The sequence below is a fragment of the Promicromonospora sp. NPDC023987 genome, from assembly GCF_040639055.1.
Taxonomy (GTDB): Bacteria; Actinomycetota; Actinomycetes; order Actinomycetales; family Cellulomonadaceae; genus Promicromonospora.
Map to the genome: position 1 here is coordinate 1 of NZ_JBEZZF010000089.1, position 17,105 is coordinate 17,105.

17 protein-coding genes are annotated in these 17,105 nt (G+C 70.0%); 2 read left to right on the forward strand and 15 right to left on the reverse strand.

Features of this window, described 5'->3' with window-relative positions; genetic code table 11:
* Window positions 1-118: 118 nt before the first annotated feature.
* The 3 genes from AB0F40_RS24960 to AB0F40_RS24970 all read right to left on the reverse strand — a co-directional run bounded on the left by AB0F40_RS24960 (window position 119) and on the right by AB0F40_RS24970 (window position 3,717).
* Entirely contained in the window at window positions 119-1,771 is a 1,653-nt protein-coding gene (locus AB0F40_RS24960; protein WP_357474243.1) for an extracellular solute-binding protein, read from the reverse strand.
* 66 nt (window positions 1,772-1,837) lie between these two features.
* Window positions 1,838-2,731 carry a carbohydrate ABC transporter permease gene (locus AB0F40_RS24965; protein ID WP_357474288.1) on the reverse strand — a complete coding sequence of 298 codons (894 nt, stop codon included), beginning with the start codon at window positions 2,729-2,731 and terminating at the stop codon, window positions 1,838-1,840.
* Between the two features lie 62 nt (window positions 2,732-2,793).
* Complete coding sequence (locus tag AB0F40_RS24970; RefSeq protein ID WP_357474246.1) at window positions 2,794-3,717, reverse strand: ABC transporter permease subunit; 924 nt, start codon at window positions 3,715-3,717, stop codon at window positions 2,794-2,796.
* A gap of 183 nt (window positions 3,718-3,900) precedes the next feature.
* On the opposite strand from AB0F40_RS24970, the gene AB0F40_RS24975 reads away from it, so the two are divergent.
* The gene (locus tag AB0F40_RS24975; RefSeq protein WP_357474249.1) at window positions 3,901-4,917 is read left to right on the forward strand and encodes a LacI family DNA-binding transcriptional regulator; all 1,017 of its coding nucleotides are present in this window, start codon (window positions 3,901-3,903) and stop codon (window positions 4,915-4,917) included.
* 3 nt (window positions 4,918-4,920) lie between these two features.
* Here the strand turns inward: AB0F40_RS24975 and AB0F40_RS24980 are convergent, their stop codons facing one another.
* From AB0F40_RS24980 to eda, 3 genes are read right to left on the reverse strand one after another with little or no spacing between them, the layout of a single operon-like run.
* Window positions 4,921-5,913, reverse strand: coding sequence for an NAD-dependent epimerase/dehydratase family protein (locus tag AB0F40_RS24980; RefSeq protein ID WP_357474252.1), 993 nt, complete (start codon window positions 5,911-5,913; stop codon window positions 4,921-4,923).
* A gap of 50 nt (window positions 5,914-5,963) precedes the next feature.
* Entirely contained in the window at window positions 5,964-7,064 is a 1,101-nt protein-coding gene (locus AB0F40_RS24985; protein WP_357474255.1) for a sugar kinase, read from the reverse strand.
* Window positions 7,061-7,726, reverse strand: coding sequence for a bifunctional 4-hydroxy-2-oxoglutarate aldolase/2-dehydro-3-deoxy-phosphogluconate aldolase (gene eda, locus AB0F40_RS24990; protein ID WP_357474258.1), 666 nt, complete (start codon window positions 7,724-7,726; stop codon window positions 7,061-7,063). The genes AB0F40_RS24985 and eda overlap by 4 nt, the downstream gene beginning before the upstream one ends.
* Before the next feature lie 81 nt (window positions 7,727-7,807).
* Here eda and AB0F40_RS24995 point away from each other — a divergent pair, with 81 nt between their 5' ends.
* Window positions 7,808-8,545 (forward strand): IclR family transcriptional regulator, encoded by a 738-nt coding sequence (locus AB0F40_RS24995; protein ID WP_357474261.1) that lies wholly within the window; start codon window positions 7,808-7,810, stop codon window positions 8,543-8,545.
* A 67-nt stretch (window positions 8,546-8,612) separates the two neighbouring features.
* Here the strand turns inward: AB0F40_RS24995 and AB0F40_RS25000 are convergent, their stop codons facing one another.
* From AB0F40_RS25000 to AB0F40_RS25040, 9 genes are all read right to left on the reverse strand, one after another.
* Complete coding sequence (locus AB0F40_RS25000; RefSeq protein WP_357474264.1) at window positions 8,613-9,398, reverse strand: SDR family oxidoreductase; 786 nt, start codon at window positions 9,396-9,398, stop codon at window positions 8,613-8,615.
* On the reverse strand, window positions 9,395-10,435 hold the full coding sequence (locus tag AB0F40_RS25005; RefSeq protein WP_357474267.1) for an alcohol dehydrogenase catalytic domain-containing protein: 1,041 nt from the start codon (window positions 10,433-10,435) through the stop codon (window positions 9,395-9,397). Before AB0F40_RS25005 ends, AB0F40_RS25000 begins: the two co-directional genes overlap by 4 nt.
* Before the next feature lies 1 nt (window position 10,436).
* A complete protein-coding gene (locus tag AB0F40_RS25010) occupies window positions 10,437-11,492 on the reverse strand; it encodes a C-terminal binding protein (protein WP_357474270.1) in 1,056 nt (351 codons plus the stop codon).
* On the reverse strand, window positions 11,489-12,238 hold the full coding sequence (locus AB0F40_RS25015; RefSeq protein WP_357474291.1) for an SDR family oxidoreductase: 750 nt from the start codon (window positions 12,236-12,238) through the stop codon (window positions 11,489-11,491). The genes AB0F40_RS25010 and AB0F40_RS25015 overlap by 4 nt, the downstream gene beginning before the upstream one ends.
* A 105-nt stretch (window positions 12,239-12,343) precedes the next feature.
* Window positions 12,344-13,093, reverse strand: coding sequence for an IclR family transcriptional regulator (locus tag AB0F40_RS25020; RefSeq protein WP_357474273.1), 750 nt, complete (start codon window positions 13,091-13,093; stop codon window positions 12,344-12,346).
* A gap of 40 nt (window positions 13,094-13,133) precedes the next feature.
* A complete protein-coding gene (gene kduI, locus AB0F40_RS25025; protein ID WP_357474276.1) occupies window positions 13,134-13,973 on the reverse strand; it encodes a 5-dehydro-4-deoxy-D-glucuronate isomerase in 840 nt (279 codons plus the stop codon).
* 28 nt (window positions 13,974-14,001) lie between these two features.
* Window positions 14,002-15,306, reverse strand: a complete 1,305-nt coding sequence (locus tag AB0F40_RS25030; protein ID WP_357474279.1) for a TRAP transporter large permease — start codon at window positions 15,304-15,306, stop codon at window positions 14,002-14,004.
* Window positions 15,307-15,319: 13 nt separating this feature from the next.
* Entirely contained in the window at window positions 15,320-15,823 is a 504-nt protein-coding gene (locus tag AB0F40_RS25035; RefSeq protein WP_357474282.1) for a TRAP transporter small permease, read from the reverse strand.
* A gap of 23 nt (window positions 15,824-15,846) precedes the next feature.
* Entirely contained in the window at window positions 15,847-16,893 is a 1,047-nt protein-coding gene (locus AB0F40_RS25040) for a TRAP transporter substrate-binding protein (protein WP_357474286.1), read from the reverse strand.
* Window positions 16,894-17,105: the final 212 nt, after the last annotated feature.

The following is a 17,105-nucleotide window of genomic DNA, read 5'->3' on the forward strand; positions in this document are numbered from 1 at the left end:
TCCACGATTTCTTACCGATAGTCCCAGGAGAAGAGTCTTGCTCGGCTTCAACGACCCAGTGGCAGATGCGTCGGCTCAGCCGCGCCGGGCCGACAAATACCCCGCACTCAACGAGGGGTTATTCGGTTGTTACGCCTGCCGCCTCGTTGACCGTGGCCACATAGGTCGGCATGCCTGCCGCCTCGAGCTCGGCAACGTACGCGTCCCACTCGTCCATCGGCCGCTCGCCCAGGATGAACTGCGAGCTCGCGGTCATCACCATGTCCTGGAGATTGGTCTGCAGCAGGGACGCCTCCTCGCGCTGCATCTCGTCCATGGCGATCCCGGGGCCGTTCTCCGCGACCTCCTTCTGGTTCATCTCGTCGAGGAAATCCTGCACCTCGGGCGAGAGCGTCGACTTCACCAGGTCCTCGGTGGACCCGTGGGCGAGCGACCACACCCCGTTGTAGTAGCCGAAGTCGGTGTTCAGCTGCTTGGTGCCGTCCGGGTTGAGGCCACCCCAGTCGACGTCCTCCGCCAGCGTGCGGGTGCCGTCGGCGTCCTTGGTGTAGGTCTCGCCCTCGACGCCCCACTTGGCGAACTCGAGGCCCTCGTCGGAGTAGTAGAGCCAGTCGACGAACTGGAGCAGTGCGACGAAGTCGTCCCGCTCGGCGGCGCTCGACGACAGGGCGATGCCGGACTCGAACTGCCCGCCGGTGGTGGCGTCCATGATGTTCCCCGCCGGACCGGCCGGGACCACGATGTGCTTCACCTCGGCGTCCTTGTTGCCCGCTTCCTCGAAGCCCGTGCGGTAGACGACGGCCTCCTGGTCGTTCGACCCGATGGCGGCCGCCTTGCCGGTGGTGAACTTCGCCTTGGCCGAGTCGTCGTCCTGCGTGATCCCCTCGGGGTCCAGCAGGCCGCGCTCGACGAGGTCGGCGAAGTAGGCGATCAGGTCCTTGTAGCCCGCGGAGGCGCCCGTGTACTCGTACTCGGAGCCGTTCCAGACCACGCCGTCGCCGAAGCCCCAGCCCGCCTCGGTGCCGAACCCGCCGGCGGCGGCCTGGAGGGTGGCCTCCATCGGTCCGTTGATGGACCAGCGCTCGGTGTACGGGTAGTCGATCTCCGGGTGCTCCTCCTTGATCACCTCGAGCTGGTCGGCGAACTCCTCCCACGTCTTGGGGTCCTCCAGGCCGGCGTCCTCCCACCAGTCCCCGCGGATGGCTACCGAGTACGAGGGCTTCGGGTTCTCGTGCAGGCCGGGCAGCACGTAGAACTTTCCGTCGGCCTGCCGCAGGCGGTCCAGCTCCTCCTGCAGCCCCCACTTCTCGACCTTGTCCATGAAGTTCGGCAGGTAGTCGAGGTAGTCGGAGATCGGCAGCACCGCACCACCGGAGGTGAGCGTCTCGACGTCGGCCGCGTAGGTCGACGGGATGAGGTCGGCCGCGTCGCCCGAGCTGATCAGGAGCGACCGCTTCTGCTGCCAGTCGGAGAGCGGCACGGACTGGATGTCGAAGGTGACGTTCCGGTCCTCCTCGAGGTGCTCGAGGATCGACCAGTCGTCCTGCAGCGGGTAGTTCGGGTGGTCGCGGTACATCAGACCGAGCTCGATCGGCTCGGTCGCCTTGAAGCTGGTGCCGACGCCGTAGTCCTCCATGGCGCCGACCATCTTGTCGGCCATGTCGACGGGGCCGCCGTCGTCATCGCCGCTGCCGGACGAGCACGCGGTGAGCGTGAGTCCGAGGGCGGCCACGGCGGTCGCCGCGACAGCCTTTCTACGGGTGATCCTCATGGTTTTCCTCCGGGGTGTGAACGTCGTCGTTCGACGGCGGATGGGTTCGACGGGTGTACGGCGCGCTCAGCCCTTCACGGAGCCGAGCATCACGCCGGACACGAAGTACTTCTGCACGAACGGGTAGAGGCACACGATTGGCAGCGCGGTGAGCAGCATCGTCACCGCCTTGACGTTGGCGCCGACCTGCACGGCGATGTCGCTCAGCCCTTCGCCGGTGCCGGTGGCGCCCGCGATGATGTTCCGCAGGAACACGGTCACGGGGTACAGGTGCGGGTCGTCCATGTACAGGAACGCGGGGAACCAGGAGTTCCAGAACCACACCGCGTAGAACAGGACCATCGTGGCGAGCACCGCCTTGCTCAGCGGCAGCACCACCCGGAAGAAGATCCCGTAGGTGGTGAGGCCGTCGATGGCGGCGGCCTCCTCGAGCTCGGTCGGGAAGTTCTCGAAGAACGACTTCATGACGAGCAGGTTGAAGACGTTGATCGCCTGTGGGATCACGATGGCCCAGATCGTGTTCTTGAAACCGAGCTCGCTGACCAGGATGTAGTTCGGGATGAGACCGCCGGTGAAGAACATCGTGAAGACCGCGAAGCCGATCAGCAGCATGCGACCCTTCAGGTACTTCTTCGACAGCACGTACGCGAACGTCGTGGTCAGCGCCATGGCGATGACGGTGCCGACCAGCGTGTAGACGACGGTGTTCAGGTAGTTGCGCCAGAAGAGGTCCTGGGACAGCACCGACATGAGCGTCGTCGTGTTGAAGCCGATGGGCCAGACCGTGACGTTGCCGCTGCTGATCGCGGCCTCGGTGCTGAACGCCCGGGCCGCCAGGTTGAGGAACGGGTACAGCGTGACGGCGGCGACCAGCACCAGCACGACGGCGTTGACCCAGCGGAACACCGTGTAGCCCGGGGCGTCCTTGATGGTGGTCGTCCGCGGTAGCGGGCGGGCCAGGTCCGGACCCTTCGGGACCGGGTTGACGGCGGGGTCGGCGGGGTCGGCGACGGGGGCGGTGTTCACCACAGGGAGCTCCCGGTGACTCGGCGCGAGATCGCGTTGGCGGAGAAGACGAGGACCAGACCGATCACTGCCTCGAACAGGCCGATCGCCGTGGCGTAGCTCAGCTGCCCGGAGGTCAGGCCGACGCGGTAGATGTACGTGGAGAGCACGTCCGCCGTCGGCTGGGTCAGCGTGTTGTAGAGAAGGAAGATCTTCTCGAAGCCGACCTGCATGAACTGGCCGATGTTGAGGATGAGCAGCACCACCATCGTGGGCCGGATCCCGGGCAGTGTGACGTGCCACGTCTGCTGCCAGCGGTTGGCGCCGTCGATCCGGGCGGCCTCGTAGAGCTGCGCGTCGATGGTGGTCAGCGTGGCCAGGTAGAGGATGGTGCCCCAGCCGACCGTCTGCCAGACCTCGGACGAGATGTAGATGGTGCGGAACCAGTCCGCCTGCTGCATGAACGAGATCGGGTCCCCGCCGAACAGCTCGACGAGCCGGTTCACCGTGCCGTCCAGCGCCGTCAGCTCGAACACGAAGCCGGCCACGATCACGATGGACATGAAGTGCGGCAGGTAGCTGACCGTCTGCACGAACCGCTTGAACAGCCGCGAGCGGAGCTCGTTGAGCAGGAGGGCCAGGATGATCGGCAGCGGGAACACGATCAGGAGTGTCAGACCGCCGATGATCACCGTGTTCTGGAACGCCTGCCAGAACGCCTGGTCCTGGATGAACCGCTCGATGTAGTAGAGCCCTACCCACTCCTCGCCGAAGATCGAGCCACCGGGGCGGAACCGGCGGAAGGCGATGACGTTGCCGGCCATCGGCAGGTAGCGGAACACCAGGAACCACACGATCGGCAGGATCGCGAAGGTGTAAAGCCGCCAGTGCTTGCGCAGGGCCAGGCCCCACGTCTCGTTGCCACGCAGCTCAGTTGCCATCCCCACCTCGTTGTGGAACGTTTTCGAAACTATCGGCGTCATCACCGATAGTGCTTGCGTCTGGGACAGTAGAGTGGCAGGCGTCACATCGTCAAGACGGTCCCAACTGCTGGTGGGTCACGATCTAGATACGGTGTACCTTCAGTTCGAAAGTTCCGCGAACAATCTCGAAAGGCGGAGGCGATGACCGGCGTACGCCCGGGCCCCACCATCGCGTCGATCGCGACCGAGCTCGGCCTGTCCGTGCCTACCGTCTCCAAGGTCCTGAACGGCCGGGCCGACGTCGCACCCGCCACCCGGGACCGCGTCGAGGCGGCCCTGGAGAAGCACCAGTACCGCCGACGGCGACCGGCGACGGCTCCCGCGGGCACCGGCCTGATCGACCTCGTCTTCCACCGGCTCGGCTCGGGCTGGTCCATGGAGATCATCCGCGGCGTCGAGGCGGCGGCCGCGGAGTCCCGGACCAGCGTGATCCTGTCCGAGCTGGGCGGCGAGCACCGCCCGCCCGCCAGGTGGCTCGACACGACCATCGCGCGGCCGCCGCTCGGCGTGCTGCTCGTCGCGGCGAACCTCTCGGAGGCCCAGCACCAGCAGCTCGACCGGCGCGGTATCCCCTACGTGGTGATCGATACCGACGGCGAGCCGCCGGCCGACGTCGCCTCGGTGGGCTCGGACAACTGGAACGGCGGGCTGCAGGCCACGCGGCACCTGCTCGCGCTGGGGCACCGCCGGGTCGCGATGATCACCGGGCCCTGGGACATGCTGTGCAGCCGCGCCCGCGTCGACGGGTTCCGGTCGGCGCACGAGGAGCGCGGCGTCGCCGTCGACCCGGCGCTGGTGCGCGAGGGTAACTTCTACGTAGAGGCGGGGTTCGACCTCGGCGTCGAGCTGCTGTCCCTGCCGGACCGCCCGACCGCGGTGTTCGCCGGTTCCGACATGCAGGCCCTCGGACTGCTCCGTGCCGCACACCAGCTCGGCCTGCGCGTGCCGGAGGACCTCTCGGTGGTGGGTTACGACGACCTGCCGCTCGCCTCGTGGGTCGGGCCGCCGCTCACGACCGTGCGGCAGCCGCTCGCCGAGATGGGAGCGGCCGCCACCCAGATCCTGATCGACATCGCACGCGGCCGGTCGCCGAAGGTCCGCCGCCTCAACCTCTCGACGGAGCTGGTGGTCCGGGACTCGACGGCGCCGCCGGCCTGACCCTCAGAGGGCGCGCGCGTGGGCTGCCAGCCGGTCGAACGCCGCGTCCAGCTCCGGGTCCACCACCTGCGCCTCGGGGTGCGCGTCGAACCAGGACATCTGCTCCACCGCACCGATGTCGTAGGTGATGGTGGTGCCGAACTCCGGCACGAGCGTGCGCACCTTCGAGATGTCGAAGACCATCGAGTGCGCCTTGTCGCCGACCAGGCCGGCGCCCATCTCCGGCAGCACCCGCGCGATCGTCTCGGACGCCACGTGCACCAGGTCCGGGTTCGACACGCCCGCCGCCTCGGCCAGCCAGATGTAGATCTGGTCCCACGTGGGCGCGTGCGTCCCGGTGATGTGGAAGGTGTCGCCCACCGCGAGCGGATGACCGAGCAGCCCCACGAACCCGACGGCGAAGTCCTCGGTGTGCGTCAGCGTCCACAGCGACGTGCCGTCGCCGTGGACCACCACGGGCTTCCCGGTGCGCATGCGGGCGACGTCGGTCCAGCCGCCCGACGTCGGCAGCAGCGTGCGGTCGTACGTGTGCGACGGCCGCACGATCGTCGCGGGGAACCCGCTGTCCCGGTATTCCCGGACCAGCAGGTCCTCGCACGCGATCTTGTCGCGGGAGTACTGCCAGAACGGGTTGCGCAGCGGTGTGGACTCCCGGACCGGCAGCCGCGACGGCGGCGTCTGGTACGCCGACGCCGACGAGATGAACACGTACTGCCCGGTCCGGCCGGCGAACTGCGCGACGTCGCGCGCCACGTGCTCGGGGCTGAACGCCCGGAACTGCGCGACGACGTCGAACTCCCGGCCGCCCAGCGCCGCGGCCACCGACCCGGCGTCGTTCGCGTCCGCGACGAGGGTCTCCACCTCCGTCGGGAGCGACCGGGTCGAGGACCGGCCCCGGTTGAGCACCGTCACCCGGTGCCCGAGCCGCGCGGCCCGGGCCACCGAGGCATGGCTGATGATTCCGCTTCCACCGATGAACAGGATGCTCTGGGACATGGCCCCAATCCTCGCACCGACGGCACCATCTACGCTGGTCGGCGACGTGATCAGCGCTGGACGCGCGCGCTGCCACCGCCCGCCAGCTTGGCGACCTCCGCGAGCGTCACCATGGTGGTGTCGCCCGGGGTCGTCATCGCCAGGGCACCGTGCGCGGCGCCGTACTCGACGGCCTCCTGCAGCGAGCCGAGCTCCATGAGCCCGTACGCCAGGCCGGACGCGAAGGAGTCGCCACCGCCGACACGGTCGAAGATCTCCAGGTCCGAGCGGTGGGTGGCCTCGGCGAAGCCCTCCTTGCGCGACCAGGCGATAGCGCCCCAGTCGTTGCGCGACGCCGACCGCACCCCGCGCAGGGTCGTCGCGATCACCTGGAAGTTCGGGTAAGCCTCCGACGCCGTCTTGATCATGGCCCGGAACGCGCCGGTGTCCAGGTCGGTGAGGTTCTCGTCGACGCCCTCGACCTCGAAGCCGAGCGAGGCCGTGAAGTCCTCCTCGTTGCCGATCATGACGTCCACGTGCTGGGCGAGGCGGCGGTTGACCTCGCGCGCCCGCTCCTCGCCGCCGATGCCCTTCCACAGCGAGGGCCGGTAGTTCAGGTCGTAGGACACGATCGTGCCGTGCCGGCGGGCGGCGGCCATCGCGGCCTCGGCGACGTCGGCGCTGCTCTCGGACAGCGCGGCGAAGATGCCACCCGTGTGCAGCCAGCGCACGCCGCGGGAGAACAGTGCGTCCCAGTCGACGTCATCCGGCTTCAGCTGCGAGATGGCGGTGTTGCCGCGGTCGCTCACGCCGACGGCGCCGCGCGCGCCGAAGCCGCGCTCGGTGAAGTTGAGGCCGTTGCGCACCTGGCGGCCGATGCCGTCGTACGGCACCCACTGCACGTACTGGGTGTCGAGGCCGCCGGTCAGCATGAAGTCCTCGACCAGCCGGCCGATCTCGTTGTCGGCGAGCGCCGTCACGATCGCGCCGCGCAGGCCGAAGCAGCGACGCAGGCCGCGCGCCACGTTGTACTCGCCGCCGCCCTCCCACACGTCGAAGCTGCGGGCGGTACGCACGCGCCGGTTGCCCGGGTCGAGCCGGAGCATCACCTCGCCGAGCGCGACGACGTCGTAGGCACTCTCGGCGGCAGGGCGGACGGTGAGCGAGGTCATCGGTTCTTCTCCTCGGAGTCGATCTGTGCGGCGAGCGCCACGGCGTCGCGGGTACGGGTGGTGATCTGGTCCCAGTCGCCCGCGGTGACGAGCTTGCGGTCGACCATCCATGAGCCGCCGACGGCGAGCACCGGCTTCAGGGTCAGGTAGTCGGCGAGGTTGGCGGCGCTGACGCCGCCCGTCGGCACGAACCGCACGCCCGGGAACGGCGCGGAGAACGCCTTGATGGCGGCCGGCCCGCCGACGACGGACGCGGGGAACAGCTTGACGACGTCAAGCCCCAGGTCGAGCGCCGCCATGATCTCCGACGGCGTGGCGACGCCGGGCAGCACGGGGATGCCGTGCTCCTGCGCGCGCCGCACGACGGCAGCGGACAGCCCCGGCGACACGATGTAGCGGGCGCCGGCGGCTGCGACGTCGTCCACCTGCTGTGCGGTGGTGACGGTGCCTGCACCCACGACGACGTCGGGCTGGTTCGTCGCGACCGCACGGATGGCGTCGACACCGCCCGCGAGGCGCAGGGTGATCTCGGCGACGGGCAGGCCGCCGGCGACGAGCGCGTCGGCCAGGCGGGCGCCTTCGTCAGCGCCGTCGACCACGACGACTGGCACCAGCCGGTGGGCGGCGAGGGTCTCGAGGACAGTGCTGTCCGGGGATGACATGGGGCTCCTTCATGAACTAGTGTTTCGCTATGGTGAACACATATTGTTCACTACGGAACGCATGCTACGTGAGGGAGCCCCATGGAGGCCAGTCCGCTCGGGAGCGTCGACAAGGCGCTGCTGGCGCTCGACGCGCTCGCCGGCTTCGGTGCCGCCGGCGCGCCGCTCGCCGTGCTGGCCCGGGCCGTGGGCGTCAGCAAGCCCACCCTGCACCGCACGCTCGCCGCGCTGCGGCACCGCGGGTATGCCGAGCAGACGCCGGGAGGCGCGTACCGCCTCGGCCCCGCCGCGGTGTCCCTCGGGAGCACCTACCTGGCCGAGGAGAACCTGCCCGCGCTCCTGCACCCGGCGCTGACCGCCCTCAGCGAGAAGACCGACGAGCTGGTGCACCTCGGTGTGCTCGCCGGGCGCGAGGTCGTCTATCTCGACAAGGTCGAGCCGCAGCGTGCGGTGCGCGTGTGGTCCGCCGTCGGACGGCGGCGCGCGGCCGCGACGACCGCACTGGGCCGTGCGCTGCTGTCGGTCCAGGACCTCGACGAGGCGGCGCTCGCCCGGTTCGCCGGCACGGACACGAGCACCCAGCAGCTCCGGGGCGCGCTGGACGGCGCTCGGACGAGCGGCATCGCCGACGAGACCGAGGAGAACGAGGCGGGCATCGCCTGCATCGCCGTGCCGCTGCTGCGGGCCGGGCGCGCCGTCGCCGCCGTCAGCATCACGGCACCGGTGGAGCGGCTACGCGGCGAAGCACGCGCGGAACGGGTCGCGGCGCTCCGGGACGTCCTCCCGCCCCTCCTCCCTGCCGACCTGACAACCCGGTGAGTGCTGGGTATTTGCGCTCTCCAGACCCTGAACGGCGCAAATACCCAGCACTCAGCGAGGTGGACGGTCAGCGGGCTAGCCAGCCGCCGTCCACCGCCAGGACCTGGCCGTGGACGTAGGCGGCAGCTCGGGACGCCAGGAAGACGACGGCGCCGCCCATGTCCTGGGACGTACCCCAGCGCCCGGCCGGGATCCGGGCCGAGATCTGCTCGGACCGCACCGGGTCGCGCAGCAGGGCCTCGTTCATCTCCGTGTCCATGTACCCGGGGGCGACGGCGTTGACGTTCACGCCCTGGCCCGCCCACTCGTTGCAGAGCGCCTTCGTGAGCTGAGCCACCGCGCCCTTGCTCGCCGCGTAGGCCGGCACGGTGACCCCACCCTGGAAGCTGAGCAGCGAGGCCACGTTGACGACCTTGCCGCGCCCGCGCTCGAGCATGGGGCGCCCGAAGAGCTGGCATAGCCGGAACACCGCGCGCAGGTTGATCTGGAGCACGGTGTCCCAGGCGTCGATCGGGAAGTCCACCGCCGGGTACCGGTCCTGCGTACCCGCGTTGTTGACGAGGATGTCCACCTCTCCGTCCGCGAGCACCTGGGCCGCGCCGGCCTCGACCGAAGCCAGGTCGGCCAGGTCGACCGGCACGAACCGCAGCTCGCGCCCGCGCGCGGCGGCGTGCTCGGCGAGCCCAGGTCCCGGGGCCGACCGGGCCATGACCACCACGTCGGCGCCGGCGTCGAGCAGGGACCGCGTGATGCCCTCGCCGAGTCCCCGCGCGCCGCCGGTGACGACGGCCGTCGAGCCCTCCAGGGAGAACGGTCCGGCAGCCGCCGTCGGACCGTGCCCGACGCCCGTCATGCGCCCTCCCCCACCGGCGTGACCAACACCTTGAGGGCGGCGCCCCCGTCGGCTGCCGCGGCGACCGCCGCCGAGACCTCCGTGAGCGGGAAGACCTGGACGGGCACGCGGTCGAGGCCCAGCGCGTCGGCGGCGACCAGCTCGATCGCCCGCACCACGTCGGCCCGCGTGTAGACCCGCACCCCGCGCACGGACAGCTCCTTGAAGCAGACGGCGCGGAGGTCCACGGGCGCCGGCGCCTTGTGCACGCCCACCACCACCACCGAGCCGAGCACGCGGGTCGCCGCGGTCAGCTCCGGCGTCACAGCCGGGTGCCCCGCTGCGTCGAACGTGACGTCGGCGCCCTCTCCGGCGGTGTGCTCGAGCACCACGTCCGCGAGGGTCCGGTCGCCGGGGACGACGGTGAGACCGAGGTCCGTGAGAACGCCGCGGCGCCAGGCCGACGGCTCGCTCACGATCACCCGGGCAGCGCCCGCGTGCCGGGCCACCAGCGCCGTGAGGACGCCGATCGGCCCGCCGCCGGCCACCGCCACGACGTCGCCGGCGCCGACCCGCGCGGTGCTGACCGCATGGACGGCGACCGCGAGCGGCTCCACCAGGGCACCCACGCGCGGGTCCACGCCGTCGGGCAGACGGTGCAGCACCGACGGGGGCAGGGCGACGTACTCGGCGAGGCCGCCTGGCGCGTCGATGCCGTAGAGCTGGAGGTCGCGGCACACGTGCGTGGCGCCCGACCGGCAGGCACGGCACTCCCCGCACGAGATGAGCGGTTCGACGACGACCGTCGCGCCGGCCTCCGGGCCGCCGTCACCGGGCGCGACCACGGTCCCGACGATCTCGTGCCCCGGTATGAGGCCCGCGGCGGCCCGGGGGTGGGCACCGTGCACGATCGCCAGGTCGGTGCCGCAGATGCCGTTGTACAGCACCCGCACCAGCGCCCAGCCCTCCGGCACCTCCGGGGCGGGCAGGTCGCGCACGCTCATGGTGTCCGCGGCGGTCCACACGGCCGCGGACATCGTGGTCGGGGTGGTCAGCATGTCAGGCTCCGATCGGCTGGGTGGCCAGGTGGGCGGTGCGTCCGCGTCCCCAGGCCTCGGGGTTCACCACCTCGCGCGGCGGGCTGCCCGCCAGCACGTCGACGACGTTCTGCGCGGTGCGCCGCTTCAGCTCGCGGTAGGACTCCTCCGTGTACCAGGCGAGGTGCGGCGTGAGCACCACGTTGTCGAACCGGGTCAGCGGGTGGTCCGTCGGCAGCGGCTCGACGTCGTGCGTGTCGATCGCCGCCCCGCCGATCGCGTCCCGCTCGAGCGCCGCGACCAGCGCCTCCGTGTCCACGACGCCGCCGCGCGCGGTGTTCACGACGACGGCCGTCGGGCGCATCGCGGCGAGCTGTTCCGTCCCGATCATGCCGCGGGTGCCCTCGTGCAGCGGTACGTGCACGGACACGACGTCGGCGGTCGCGCACAGCTCCTCGAGCGTGACGGCCCGGACGCCGCGGTAGTCGGTGCCGGGGGTCGCGAGCACGTCGAAGCCCACGACGTCGTACCCCAGGCCCGCGGCCTTGCGCGCCGTGGCCCGCCCGATCCGGCCGAGCCCCACGACGCCGAAGGTGCGTCCGGCGATCTGGTGCAGCGGCCGCACCTTCGGCAGGTCGACCCGGCCTGCGCGCACGCCGCGGTCGAGCAGCGGGATGCCGCGCGCCACCGCGAGCGCCAACCCGATCGCGTGGTCCGAGACCGCCTCGGTGCCGTAGTCGGGCACGTTGCACACCGCGATGCCGCGGTCGGTCGCTGCCTGGACGTCCACCGAGTCCACGCCGACGCCGTAGCGGCCGATGACGCGGAGGCGCGGGAGAGCGTCCATGAGCGGGCCGTCGATCGTCGCGTACTGCACGAGGATGCCGTCGGCGTCGGCGCAGGCGCGCTCCAGCGCGGCGCGGTCGCCCGCCTGCTCGACGCGGAACGTCACGCCGGCCGCGCGGGCGACGTCCTCCTCCTGGAGGAACGCGTCGTGGTCGCACTCGGTGACGACCATCGTCGGGGCGGTTCCCGGGGCCGCCGTCGTTCCCGGGGTCGCCGGCGTCGAGGCCGTCACCGGGCCAGCCATCCGCCGTCGACGGGCAGGATCGCGCCGTGGACGTAGTCCGACGCGGGCGCGGCGAGGTAGAGCACGGCACCGGCGATGTCCTCCGGCGTGGCCCAGCGGCCGGCCGGGATCCGCCCGAGGATCTCGGCATTGCGGCCGGCGTCGCCGCGCAGCGCCTCCGTGTTGTCCGTGGCCACGTACCCGGGGGCCACCGCGTTGACGTTCACCCCGCGCCCGGCCCACTCGTTCGCGAGCGCCTTGGTCAGGCCTGCGAGCGCCGACTTCGACGCGGTGTACCCGGGCACGTTGACGCCGCCCTGGAAGCTCAGCATGGAGGCGGTGTTGACGATCTTGCCGTGGCCTCGGGCGAGCATGGACCGGCCGACCTCACGGGACAGCGTCCAGGCGGACCGGAGGTTCACCTCGATCACGTGGTCGAAGTCCGCGTCCGGGTGCTCGGCCGCCGGGGCACGGCGGATCGTTCCGCCGTTGTTGACGAGCACGTCCACCTCGAGCCCTGTCAGCAGGTCGCCCAGCTCGGCGACGGCCACCCGGTCCGAGAGGTCGGTCGCGACCGGCGTGAAGCGACGGCCGGCCGCTTCGACCGCCCTGCGGGCGTCGGTGTCGCCGTCCGACATGGTCGTGCTGACGCCGACGACGTCGGCCCCCGCCTGCGCCAGGAGGGTCGCGATACCCAGGCCGATGCCCTTGCTCGCACCCGTCACGACGGCGGTGCGGCCGGCCAGGCTGAACATCCGGGCCAGTACCGGGTCGGTGTCGGGTCCGATGGTGCTCGTAGTGCTCACGTTTGGTTTTCTTTCGTCAGGGTCCGGGGTGACCCGGGCCGGGCACGCTGTGCCCTACCGGTCGCCCCCGAGTGCGTGGGTGATGTCGGCGGCCGTCTTGCACAGGTCGCCGGCCATCGCGGCGAGCTGTCCCTCCGTGTGCTCGAGCGCGAGCGAGGAGATCGACAGCCCGTAGTTGGAGTGGCCCGTGTGGTCGCGGATGGAGGTGCCGATGCAGACGACGCCCGGCACGTTCTCCTCGCGGTCGAACGCGTAGCCGTCCTCCCGGATGTCGGCGAGCTCGGCGCGGAGCTCGTCCAGCGTGGTGAGGCTGCGGGCGGTCCGCCGCGGGAGCCCGGCCCGGTTGACGAAGCGTTCGATCGCGTCGTCGTCGAGCCGGGCCAGGATCGCCTTGCCGATCGCCGAGGTGTGCAGCGGGATCGCGGCACCGACCCGGGACGGCATCCGGTACGGCTTGTCGGAGTCGGTGCGGACCAGGTAGATGATCTCGTCGCCGCTGAGCACCCCGACGTGCACGGTGCACTGCACGCGGCGCACCAGGTCGTCGATGTACGGCTGGACGATCGTCGAGATGTCGACCCGGTCGTAGGCGATGCCGGCGAGCGACAGGATCTTGGGACCCGGCACGTGCGCGCCGCCGTCGGCCACCTGGATGAACTCCCGCTCGACGAGCGTGGTGAGGATCCGGTGCACCGTCGCCTTGGGGAGGTGTACCGCGGTCACGATCTCGCTGAACCGCTCGTGCGTCATCGCCGCCTCGAGCACCATCAGCGTCTTCTCGCTGGCCGTCGTCGCCTCGCTCATCATTGCCTCCTCGTCGTCACCGCATCCGTCACCGCATCCGTCACCGCATGGTGGAGACGGAGAAACCGTCCATGTCGTCGAACGCCTGGTTCTCACCGGCCATGGCCCACACGAAGGAGTATGCGGCGGTACCGACCCCGGAGTGCACGGACCAGCTGGGTGAGATCACGGCCTCCTGGTTGCCGATGACGAGGTGCCGGGTCTCGGTGGGCTCCCCCATGATGTGGATGACGCGCGCCTCGGCCGGCAGGTCGAAGTACAGGTAGCACTCGGTGCGCCGGTCGTGGGTGTGCGCGGGCATCGTGTTCCACATGGAACCGGGGTGCAGGGTGGTGACACCCATGACCACCTGGCACGACCGCACGCCGTTCTCGTGGATGTACTGGTTGAGCGTGCGTCGGTTCGAGGTGAGCGGGTCGCCCAGCTCGCGCACCGTGCCCTGGCCCGGCGGCACGAGCGTGGTCGGGTACGCGGTGTGCGCCGGTGCCGAGAACAGGTAGAACCGCGCGGGCCCGGCCTCCGCCGTCGGCTCGTCCGAGGCGAGCACGACGTCGCCGGCTCCCCGTCCCACGTAGAGGCAGGCGCCGTGCGCCAGCCGGTGCTCGGTGCCGTCCACCGTGATGGTGCCGGGGCCACCCACGTTGACGATGCCCGCCTCGCGGTGCTCGAAGAACTGCTCCGAGCGGATCTCGGGGTAGCCCGGCAGGGTGAGCGGGGCGGAGACGGGGCTGATCCCACCGAGGACCACCCGGTCGTGGTGGGTGTAGACGGTGCGGATCTCGTCGTCGACGAAGAGCTCGGGGACGAGGTAGCGACCGCGCAGGTCGTCCGTGGTCATCCCGGGAACCTGGTCGGGTGCGGTGGCGTAACGCTGTTCCAACTGAATGCCTCCTTGGCAGAGTGACGGGCTAGACGAGCCCGAGAAGAGTGGGGAGCCACATCGATAGCGCGGGGGTCATCGCGACGACGACGAGCAGCACCACGAGCGCGACGAAGAACGGGGCCATCCGGCGGACGACGCTCTCGATCGACATGCCGGAGACCCGGGCGCCGACGAACAGGACCGGGCCGACGGGCGGCGTGATCGTGCCGATCGACAGGGCCATCACGACGAAGATGCCGAAGTGGACGGGGTCCATCCCGAACGCCGTGACCACGGGCAGGAAGATGGGCGCGAAGATCAGGACGGCCGGCGTCGGGTCCATGAAGCAGCCGATGGCCAGCAGCAGCACCACGATCAGGAGGATCAGCAGGTACGGGTTGCTGGTCACGGACAGCAGGCCGTCGGTCACCAGTTGCGGGATCTGCGCGAACGACATCACCCACGACATCGCGGCGGAGACGCCGACCAGGAACATCACGATCGAGGTGGTGCGAGCGGACTCGAGCAGGATCTCCCCGAGGTCACGGACCTTGATCGCCCGGTAGACGAACGCGAGCACCAGCGAGTAGACCACTGCGATGCAGGACGCCTCGGTCGGGGTGAAGACGCCCACCAGGATGCCGCCGATCACGACGACGATGAGCAGCAGGGCCGGGATCGCCTCGACCGCCACCCGCATCGCGGCCGGGAACGACAGCCGCTCCGAGATCCGCAGCTCGGGCCGCTTCCGGGCGTACAAGTGCACGATCACCATGCAGACGCCCGCCCAGAGCAGGCCGGGTATGTAGCCGGCCATGAAGAGCGCGGCGATCGACGTGCTCGACACCAGCGAGTAGACGATCATCAGGTTGCTCGGCGGGATGATCATCCCCGCCGGAGCCGACGCGATGTTGGTCGCGGCGGCGAAGTCCTTCGGATAGCCCTCCTTGGCCTGCAGGGGTCCCATCGTGGAGCCCACCGCGGCGACGGACGCCACCGCCGAGCCGGAGACCGCGCCGAACATCGCGTTCGCCGCGACGTTGGTCTGGGCGAGCGAGCCGGGGGCGCGTCCGACCAGCATCTTGGCGAAGTTGACGAGCCGCAGCGCTATCCCGCCGTTGTTCATGATCACGCCCGCGAGGACGAAGAACGGGATCGCCAGCAGCGAGAAGTTGTTGATGCCGCGGAACATCTGCTGTGCGGACGTCAGGAGCCCGTCCTCGAAGCCCAGGGCCGTGATCGCCGCGGCAGCGGCGGACATGCCCACCGCCACAGAGACCGGGACCCCCAGGACGAGGAGCACGACGATACCTACCACCAGGACCAGCCCGGCGAGTGCAGCCACCTCCATGTGTACGACCTCCTCAGATGGCGTCCGGCTCGCCGTCAGCGGTGGCGTTCTCCACGCCCCGCACGACGGCTACCAGGTGGTAGACGGTGTAGAAGAGCACCAGGACTCCCGACAGCGGGAGGGCCAGGTACAGCCAGCCGACCTTCAGCGGCAGCCCCGGCATGCTCTGGTTCCAGGCGAGCTCGGAGACCTGCCAGCCGCCGTAGACGAGCACCAGGACGGCGAAGGCCGCGATCACTATCTGGCCCAGCACGGCGTTCCAGCGCTGCAGGCGCCGGGGCATCTTGCGGACCAGCGCGTCGACGGCGATGTGTCCCCGCTCGCCGAAGACGAGCGCGGCGCCGAAGAGCCCGAGCCAGATGAAGACGTACTTGGCGAGCTCCTCGGACCAGGTGCTCGGCGCGTTCAGTACCTGTCGGGAGAAGACCTGCCACACGACGATCAGCACCAGGGCCGCGAACAGCCCGATGCACAACCAGCGGAGCGCGACATCAAGGCCTCGTTTGGCGTATGTCATTGCTCGAGATCCTCAGTGCCGGGTCACTCGGCGGCCGCACGGACGCTGTCGTACAGGTCCTTGGCGGTGTCGGTGGTCAGCTTCTCGTCCAGGAGGGGCTTGACGGCTTCCCGGAACGGCGCGATGTCCGGCTCGTTGAACTTGGCGCCGGCCTCCTCGGCAGCAGCCTGGCTCTCGGTCATGACCTTCGTCGTGAGCTCGCTGGACTCCTCGAACGCGACCTGGAGCTCCTCGAGGAACACCGCGCGGTCCTCCTCGGACATCGAGCCGAAGGTCTCGGGGCTCGTGATGAGGAGGTCCGGGATCATGAGGTGCTTGGTGTACGAGTAGTACTGCGCCACCTCGTCGTGCTTGAGGTTCGCGAAGATCGACTCGTTGTTCTCGGCGCCGTCGAGCACGCCCGACTGGATCGCGGTGTAGACCTCGCCCTGCCCCATCGGCGTACCGGTGCCGCCCATAAGCTCGAGCATCCGCGTGTTGGTGTCCGACTCCATGACCCGGATCTTGAGACCCGCGAGGTCCTCGGGCGTCTCGATCGGGTGCGACGAGTTGTACACGCTGCGGGTCCCGGCGGAGAAGCCGCCGAGCACGCGAATGTTCTGGTCCTCGATCGAGGTGTACAGGTCACCGGTGATCTCGGGGTCGTTGAGCACCGCTTCCTGGTGCTCCTGCGAGTCGTACACGTACGGCAGGTTCAGCGCGACGAAGTCCGGGTTGAAGTTCTCCAGCAGCGACCCGGCCACGAGCGCGAAGTCCACGGTCCCGGCCTGGACCAGCTCCACCGTGTCCTTCTGGGCGCCCAGCGTCTCGTTCGGGAAGACCTCGAGCGAGTAGCGCCCGTCGGTCCGCTCCGCGAGGCGCTCACCGAGGTGGGTCATGGCGACCGCCTCGGGCTGGTCCGCGTTCTGGTTGAAGGCGACCTTGAAGACCGTCTCCGCCTCGGGTGCTCCGGCGCCGCCGGAGGTCTCGGCGCTTCCCTCGGCAGGGGCCTCGAATCCGCCGCCGCAGGCCGTGAGTGCCACAGCCACGAGCGCCGCCGTGCCTACGGCCGCCATCTTCTTGAGCCTCATCGCTTCTCCTTCTGCTCAACATCGAGCGGGACGTTCCATCGGTGCAATTTGATCCGCCTAGCGGAACTGAGTTCTGTCGTACGGAACCATCTGGGCGGGGAAGATGTCAAACCGGCGGCGGGCGGTGTGGTCGGTAGAACGTCAGGTGGTCGGTAACCCGGGTTACCGACCCCCAGAAGTTTTTACGAACACATAGTAGTAAGTGCGACCAC